Raw genomic sequence first — 6,918 nt, 5'->3', positions numbered from 1 at the left:
TGGTGTTTTGCGGGCAGCCATCGCGGTCAGAGACCGCTCCCACAAAAGCGTGCACCTGGGTCCAGAAGGGTGGCTTGTCGTGTAGGAGCGGTCTCTGACCGCGATGCCGAACCTTTCGTGTAGGAACGGTCTCCGACCGCGATGCTGAAATTCTGGTGTAGGAGCGTTCTCCGACCGCGATGCTGAACGTGCTGCCCGATTTGCACCAACGGGCTGATGCGGTGGTGCGGGTGAGCCGATAAATTTCAGGGTGTGGTGTTTTGCGGACAGCCATCGCGGTCAGAGACCGCTCCCACAAAAGCGTGCCCTAGGCCAGATGGGTGACTTCTCGTGTAGGAGCGGTCTCTGACCGCGATGCTGAATTTGTCGTGTAGGAGCGGTCTCCGACCGCGATGCTGAATTTGTCGTGTAGGAGCGTTCTCCGACCGCGATGCCGGGGGTGACTTGTCATGTAGGAGCGGTCTCCGACCGCGATGCTGAACGTGCTGCCCGATTTGCACCAACGGGCTGATGCGGTGGTGCGGCTGAGCCGATAAATTTCAGGGCGTGGTGTTTTGCGGGCAGCCATCGCGGTCAGAGACCGCTCCTACAAAAGCGTGCACCTGGGCCAGATGGGTGGCTTGTCGTGTAGGAGCGGTCTCCGACCGCGATGCATGACAGGTGCCTTAGCCGCGCCCCACAAACGGCATGTTGGTGGCCATCACGGTGGTGAACAAGATGTTGGCCGACAAGGGCAAACGCGCCATGCTCATGAAGGTTTCGACCACGGCGCTCATGTCCATGCGGGGCTCGGCCTTGATGCTCAGGTCGGCCTGGTGCACGCCTTGCGCCATCTTCAGGGTCATGTCAGAGGCCACGTTGCCAATGTCGATCTGGCCCACGGCGATGCTGTAGGGGCGGCCATCCAAAGACGCTGCACGGGTCAGGCCCGAGATGGCGTGTTTGGTGGCGGTGTAGGCGATCGAGCCGGGGCGTGGCACATGGGCCGAGATCGAGCCGTTGTTGATGATGCGCCCGCCTTGTGGGCTTTGCTCTTGCATCAGCTTGAAGGCCGCCGACAAGGTGTAGAACGCGCCGTTCAGGTTGATGTCCACGGCGCGGCGCCATTCGTCGCCCGACAGGTCACCCGGCAAGGTGTAGGGCAGCGAGATGCCCGCGTTGTTGAAGACCAAGTCAAGACGGCCAAAGCGCGTGCGAATCTGCTCGAACAGGGCTTGGACTTCGGCTTCTTTGGACAAGTCGGTCGGGATGGCGTGGGCATGGGCCGCGTTGGCACCCGCTTCGGCCACGGCCGCAGCCAGCGCGTCGGCACGGCGACCGACCAGAACCACTTGCCAGCCTTCTTGCAGCAAGGCCAAGGAGCAGGCTTTGCCAATGCCTGAGCTGGCACCGGTGACGAGGGCGATTTTGGACATGGTGAAAACTTTCTAAAGGGGGCTTGAAAAGGGCCTGATTTTCAGGCGTTTTGAAAAGAAATCTGTACCTTGAGCGACTGGCTTTTGTCGGCCGCCAAGTCAAAGGCTTCGATGGCGCGCTCCACCGGCAAGATGCCGGTGATGACCGGCTTGCCATTGACCAGGCCCTCGTTCAAAAAGCGCACAGCGGTGGCAAATTCGGCATGAAAGCGGAAGGTGCCGCGCAGGTCGACTTCTTTGGCCACGATCTGCGTCATGGGCAGGCTGATCTCGCCGCCCATGCCCACGGTGATCAGCACCCCACGCGGCACGATGGTGTCCAGGCCCACGCGCAAAGCCGCTTCGCTGCCCGAGGCCTCGAACACCGCATCAAACTGGCCTTTGTCCATTTTGTATTGGTCCAGCGCTGCTGCATCGGTCTTGAGGTTGATGGTCTCGTCCGCGCCCATTTCCTTGGCGCACTTGAGCGGCAAGTCGGCAATGTCGGCGGCCACAATGCGCGCGGCACCGGCTCGGCGCAAAGCGCCAATCAAGAGCGAGCCAATCGGGCCGCAACCGGTCACCAGCACCTGCTTGCCCAGCACACTGCCCGCGCGCTGGATGGCGTGCAAGCCCACCGACAGGGGTTCGGCCAAAGCCGCTTCAGACAGGCTCAGGTGGTCGGCAATCGGGTGGGCTTGGTAGCCCTCGATGATCAGTTGTTCGCTGAAAGCCCCCTGGATGTGCGGAAAAGGCATGGCGCTGCCGTAAAAACGCATGTGCAGGCAATGGTTGTGTTGGCCCGCTTGGCAAAAGCGGCAGTGGCCGCAAGGGCGCGAAGGCGAGATGGCGATGCGCTGGCCTTGCTTGACGCCCTGCACAGCCGCGCCCACGCCATCGACCACGCCCGAAATTTCGTGGCCCAAGGCAATGGGTTGTTTGATGCGCACCGTGCCAAACCCGCCGTGCTGGTAATAGTGCAGGTCAGAGCCGCAAATGCCGCCATAGGCCACATTCACGCGCAATTGGTGTTCGCCCAAAGCGGGCAGCTCGGTGTCTTCGATGCGCAGGTCTTGGGCCGAATGGCAGACAACGGATTTCATGGGGGGTTCCTCTTCAGGGTTTTTAAAGGGTGGCGGTCACGCCACCGTCGACATACAAAATGTGGCCGTTCACGAAGCGGGAGGCATCGCTGGCCAAAAAGACCGCCGCGCCACCCAAGTCTTGCACATCGCCCCAGCGGCGGCTGGGTGTGCGGCCCACCAGCCAGCTGCTGAACGTCGGGTCGTCCACCAGATTTTGGTTGAGCTCGGTTTTGAAGTAACCCGGGCCAATGCCATTGACCTGGATGCCAAACTGCCCCCAGTCAATCGCCATGCCTTTGGTCAGCATTTTGACCGCGCCCTTGGTGGCGGTGTAGGGCGCAATGCCGGGGCGACCCAATTCGCTTTGCACCGAGCAGATGTTGATGATTTTGCCGCGCCCCCGGGGGATCATCTTTTTGGCCACCGCTTGGCCCACGAAGTAAACGCTGTCCAGGTTGGTTTTCATGATGGTGTGCCAATCGGCGTCTTGGTACTCGTGCAGCGGGCCGCGAATTTGCATGCCCGCGTTGTTCACCAAGATGTCGATCGGCCCCTGGGCCTCGATCTGCGCCACGGCCGCGCGCACGCTGTCGGCATCGGTCACGTCAAACACCGAGCTGCTCACCGACAAGCCTTGGGCTTGCAAGGCAAGCGCTGCGGCCTCCACCTTGCTGGCCGTGCGGCCGTTCAAGATCACGTGTGCCCCCGCTTGTGCCAAGGCCTCGGCCAGGCCCAAGCCAATGCCGGCCGAAGAGCCGGTGATCAGGGCGCGCTGGCCCGTGAGTCGAAATGTGTCAAGAACGTTCATTGATTTCGTCGCCATTTGGGGGGTGGGTAAGTGGTCAGCCCCCTCAGGGGCTTGGCATCCATCGGTGGAACATCAATCCGTGGGGAGTGCGTACTCGTCGGCGCTGAAAACGGTGTGGAAAACGGTGCCATCGAACATGGCGATCATGTCTTTGGAGACCTCCTTGCTCTTCATGCGCACCTCAGAGGCCAAAGCGATGGCGATCGACTCGCGGCTGGGGTAGCGCACCGACAGCACCATGCCAAAGTGCGGGTCGGCCACATCGCTCTCAACTTGGCGCAGCACACGCACCTCTTGCGCGCCAGGAAAGCGGGTCCACAGCGGCACCAAGTGCTCGCGGATGTAGCGGTTGAAAGCGTCCTCCATGCCGGGTTTGACCTGGCCTTGGAAAAATGCACAGCGGATGAACATGGACAGTCCTTTTGACCTTCAAGGGCCAGTGAGTGGGGTGGAGTGAGTGGAAAGGGGCGGGCGGTGGGTGGCATGCCTGTGCTCTTGCAAGGCCTGCAGCGCTTGCAGCACCATGCCCTGCACATTCGCGGTGATGGGCAGGTGGATCACATCGGTCTCATCGCTCTGCGGTTTTTCGAGGGTCTGGAATTGGCTGTGCAGCAAACCGGGCTGCATGTAATGGCCCACGCGCTGCTGCAGGCGTTGTTCGATCAGGTCGAAGTCACCATCGAGAAAGACGAAGCACAGCGCACCGGCCTGGGCGCGAATGCGGTCGCGGTAAACACGTTTGAGTGCCGAGCAGGCCACCACGCGGCCACGCGGGTGCTCAGCCGCGCAGCTTTGTGCCAGGTAAGCGCCAATGCGGTCCAACCAAGGCCAACGGTCAGCGTCTTGCAGCGCAATGCCCGCGCGCATTTTGGCCACACTGGCTGGCAAGTGCAGGTCATCGCCATCGACCATGTCCAGCCCCAGGTGCTCAGCCAGGGCCTGCGCCAGCGTGGATTTGCCACAGCCCGACACCCCCATGACGATCAGGCGCAAAGCAGGCGAGCTCATGCAGTTTGCCGAGCGGTCACTTCAGCAGGGCCGCGAACTCGGGCACCGGCGTGCGCAAGGGCAGGCCCGAAATGCCCGCCTGCATGTTGGCAAATGCCAAATCGGCCATGGCTTGGCGCGTCTCGGTGGTGGCGCTGGCCATGTGCGGCGTCAGCACCACGTTGCGCAGACTCCACAAAGCCTCGGGCACATGCGGCTCGTTGGCAAACACGTCAAGGCCAGCACCGGCGATGCTGCCCTTTTGCAAGGCGTCGATCAAAGCGGCTTCGTCGACCACACTGCCTCGCGCCACGTTGATCAAAAAGCCACGTGGCCCCAGCGCTTGCAGCACCTCGGCGTTGATCAGGTGCTGGGTGCCCGCGCCGCCGGGGGTGATGGCCACCAGAAAATCCACCTGGGCGGCCAGTGCGGCTGCGGTGGGGTAAAACTGGAAACCCGAGTCCGGTTTTTCGCTGCGCGCGGTGTAAGCGATCTGCATGCCAAAGGCGCTGGCACGGCGGGCGATGGCTTGGCCAATGCGGCCCAAGCCCACAATGCCCAAACGCGCACCCGACACCTTGCGCCCCAAAGCCATGGGGCCGCTGGGCCACTGGCCCGCCCGCACAAACTGGTCTGCCTGAGGAATGCTGCGGCCCACCGACAACACCAAGCCCATGGCCAAATCGGCCACATCGTCGGTCAACACACCGGGCGTGTGGGTCACGGGAATGCCGTGCGCGATGGCGGCTGGCACATCCACCCCGTCATAGCCCACACCAAACACCGACACCACCTTGGCGTTTGGCAGTTGCGCCAACAAACTGCGCGGCACACTGGCCTCGCCCGTGCCAGCCACACCCACAATCTGCGGGGCCAAAGCCGCGAAAGCGGCGGGGTCGGTCACGTGGGTGCGGTCATGCACCGTGTAAAGCGTCTCGAGGGCTTGCAGGTAAAAAGGGTGGAGTTTGGCCACAGCCAGCACTTGGGGTTTGGACACGTCAAAATTTCCAGTCAAACTTCAGATTTGGACAGCGCTGTCCAAGAGGGTTAAAAAAAAGCCCAAATCAAGATCGGGTTGAATTTATTTCTAAGGGGCTAGGCACCAGCCCGATTCAACAACTTGGCTCACGGCTTCACATAAATCGCTATCCTAGCGACCAGCCACTTCCTTGACCCCCCGGATTAACCCTTGCCCCGCACACCATCCCTGCCCGCCATGCCCGTCAAAGTGGTCAAAAGCCACCGAGCCACAGGCCGCGTCACTTTGACCGACGTGGCCCACGCTGCCGGGGTCAGCCCCAGCACGGTTTCAAGGGCATTGCGGGGCGAGCGGGCAGTCGACCCCAGCTTGATCGCGCGCGTACAAGCCGTGTCGGCCCAATTGGGCTATGTGCCCGACCCGGCCGCACGGGCCCTGGCCTCGCAGCGCAGCAACCACGTGGCGATCCTGATCCCGCTTTTGTCCAATGCCTTGTTTGTGGACTTGCTCGACGCCGCGCAAGCCACCTTGCGAGCTGCTGGCTACCAAACGCTGATGGGTGTGACCCACTACAACGCCAACGAAGAGGAGCAACTGCTGCGCGAGCAACTCTTGCACCGTCCGGCGGGCCTGTTGGTCACAGGGCTAGACCACAGTGCCGTCACCCGCCAGCTCATGCAAGACAGCCAAGTTCCCTGCGTGCACCTGATGGATTTGCCTACGCAATCACCAGCACAGCCACAGGGCCCTTATTGCGTGGGTTTTCGGCAAACCGATGCCGGTGCGGCCATGACGCGGCACTTGCTTCAAACTGGCCGCAGGCAAATCGCCTTTGCCGCCGCGCAATTAGACCCTCGGGTCATGCAGCGACTGCAAGGCTGGCGCAGCGCATTGCAAGAGGCGGGGGCGTACCAGGCGGCGCTTGAGTTTCTGCACCCCGCACCCTCGTCTTTGGCTTTGGGCGCATTGATGTTTGCGCAAATCATGCAGCAACGCCCGACGGTTGACGCCATCTTCTTTTGCAACGATGACTTGGCCCAAGGCGCCTTGTTGGCGGCATTGCGCATGGGCGTATCGGTGCCCGCACAGGTGTCGATTGCGGGCTTCAACGACCTGACCGGCAGCGACCAAATGCTGCCCAGCTTGAGCACAGTTCGCACCCCAAGGGCCCGCATTGGCCAGGCTGCGGCCGAGATGCTGCTGAGCCTGATGCGGGGCGAAGAACCCGCGCAACCCCAACTTGACCTGGGCTTTGACATTCTTCAGCGGCAAAGCACCTGATCCTGGGCTTGCAAACCCTGCGCTTTGGGCGGCCACACGCAAGCCCACCACCTTGGCTTGCCCGCCCCCATCTTTTCACGTCAATCAAAACTCAGGCCGCCGCTTTGAACGGTGAGTCAAGCAAGACGGGCCCCCCAAAAAAAGCCCGAAACGTCAAAAAAACCACAAAATTCCGCCCCCCAGCGCCGTTCATGATACTTTTACCCCCTGTTTTTGATACTTTCAAAATAAATACCTAGGTACTCTATTTTTTGGGTTTTAATCTCGGCTTTTGTAGCTTGTACAAGGTGCCGTCATGTCCACCCTCTTCTCCAGCGAGCGTGCCCTCACCGTCAGCAGCCCCGCCATTCCCCAGCTCGCCGGCCGGCCTGCCCTGGTGCCCCT

7 protein-coding genes are annotated in these 6,918 nt (G+C 61.7%); 1 reads left to right on the top strand and 6 read right to left on the bottom strand.

Annotation, left to right across the window (positions count from 1 at the left end):
• Positions 1-665: 665 nt before the first annotated feature.
• Genes ACIQ39_RS17875 through ACIQ39_RS17850 form a run of 6 tightly spaced genes read right to left on the bottom strand, consistent with a single transcriptional unit; the run spans position 666 to position 5,271 of the window.
• Positions 666-1,415 (bottom strand): SDR family oxidoreductase, encoded by a 750-nt coding sequence (locus tag ACIQ39_RS17875; RefSeq protein ID WP_396435937.1) that lies wholly within the window; start codon positions 1,413-1,415, stop codon positions 666-668.
• A gap of 41 nt (positions 1,416-1,456) precedes the next feature.
• Positions 1,457-2,497, bottom strand: coding sequence for an L-idonate 5-dehydrogenase (locus ACIQ39_RS17870; RefSeq protein ID WP_396435936.1), 1,041 nt, complete (start codon positions 2,495-2,497; stop codon positions 1,457-1,459).
• 22 nt (positions 2,498-2,519) lie between these two features.
• Positions 2,520-3,302, bottom strand: coding sequence for an SDR family oxidoreductase (locus ACIQ39_RS17865; protein WP_396435935.1), 783 nt, complete (start codon positions 3,300-3,302; stop codon positions 2,520-2,522).
• A 57-nt stretch (positions 3,303-3,359) separates the two neighbouring features.
• Entirely contained in the window at positions 3,360-3,698 is a 339-nt protein-coding gene (locus ACIQ39_RS17860) for a hypothetical protein (RefSeq protein ID WP_396435934.1), read from the bottom strand.
• An 18-nt stretch (positions 3,699-3,716) separates the two neighbouring features.
• Complete coding sequence (locus tag ACIQ39_RS17855; protein ID WP_396435933.1) at positions 3,717-4,295, bottom strand: gluconokinase; 579 nt, start codon at positions 4,293-4,295, stop codon at positions 3,717-3,719.
• A gap of 16 nt (positions 4,296-4,311) precedes the next feature.
• Positions 4,312-5,271: a 2-hydroxyacid dehydrogenase gene (locus ACIQ39_RS17850; protein ID WP_396435932.1), complete on the bottom strand. Its 960-nt coding sequence runs from the start codon at positions 5,269-5,271 to the stop codon at positions 4,312-4,314.
• A 219-nt stretch (positions 5,272-5,490) separates the two neighbouring features.
• Between ACIQ39_RS17850 and ACIQ39_RS17845 the strand changes: the two genes are divergently transcribed.
• Positions 5,491-6,534 (top strand): LacI family DNA-binding transcriptional regulator, encoded by a 1,044-nt coding sequence (locus ACIQ39_RS17845; protein ID WP_396435938.1) that lies wholly within the window; start codon positions 5,491-5,493, stop codon positions 6,532-6,534.
• Positions 6,535-6,918: the final 384 nt, after the last annotated feature.

It is taken from the genome of Limnohabitans sp. (assembly GCF_044361645.1).
GTDB lineage: Bacteria > Pseudomonadota > Gammaproteobacteria > Burkholderiales > Burkholderiaceae_C > Limnohabitans_A.
The sequence above is the reverse complement of the archived record's forward strand: the minus strand, read 5'-3'. Positions and strand labels throughout refer to the sequence as shown.

What these genes read in the sequence shown, in the direction of transcription:
- ACIQ39_RS17860 (WP_396435934.1), bottom strand. Translation starts at nt 3,698, where the DNA reads ATGTTCATCCGCTGTGCATTTTTCCAAGGCCAGGTCAAACCCGGCATG.
- ACIQ39_RS17865 (WP_396435935.1), bottom strand. Translation starts at nt 3,302, where the DNA reads ATGGCGACGAAATCAATGAACGTTCTTGACACATTTCGACTCACGGGC.
- ACIQ39_RS17855 (WP_396435933.1), bottom strand. Translation starts at nt 4,295, where the DNA reads ATGAGCTCGCCTGCTTTGCGCCTGATCGTCATGGGGGTGTCGGGCTGT.
- ACIQ39_RS17870 (WP_396435936.1), bottom strand. Translation starts at nt 2,497, where the DNA reads ATGAAATCCGTTGTCTGCCATTCGGCCCAAGACCTGCGCATCGAAGAC.
- ACIQ39_RS17845 (WP_396435938.1), top strand. Translation starts at nt 5,491, where the DNA reads ATGCCCGTCAAAGTGGTCAAAAGCCACCGAGCCACAGGCCGCGTCACT.
- ACIQ39_RS17875 (WP_396435937.1), bottom strand. Translation starts at nt 1,415, where the DNA reads ATGTCCAAAATCGCCCTCGTCACCGGTGCCAGCTCAGGCATTGGCAAA.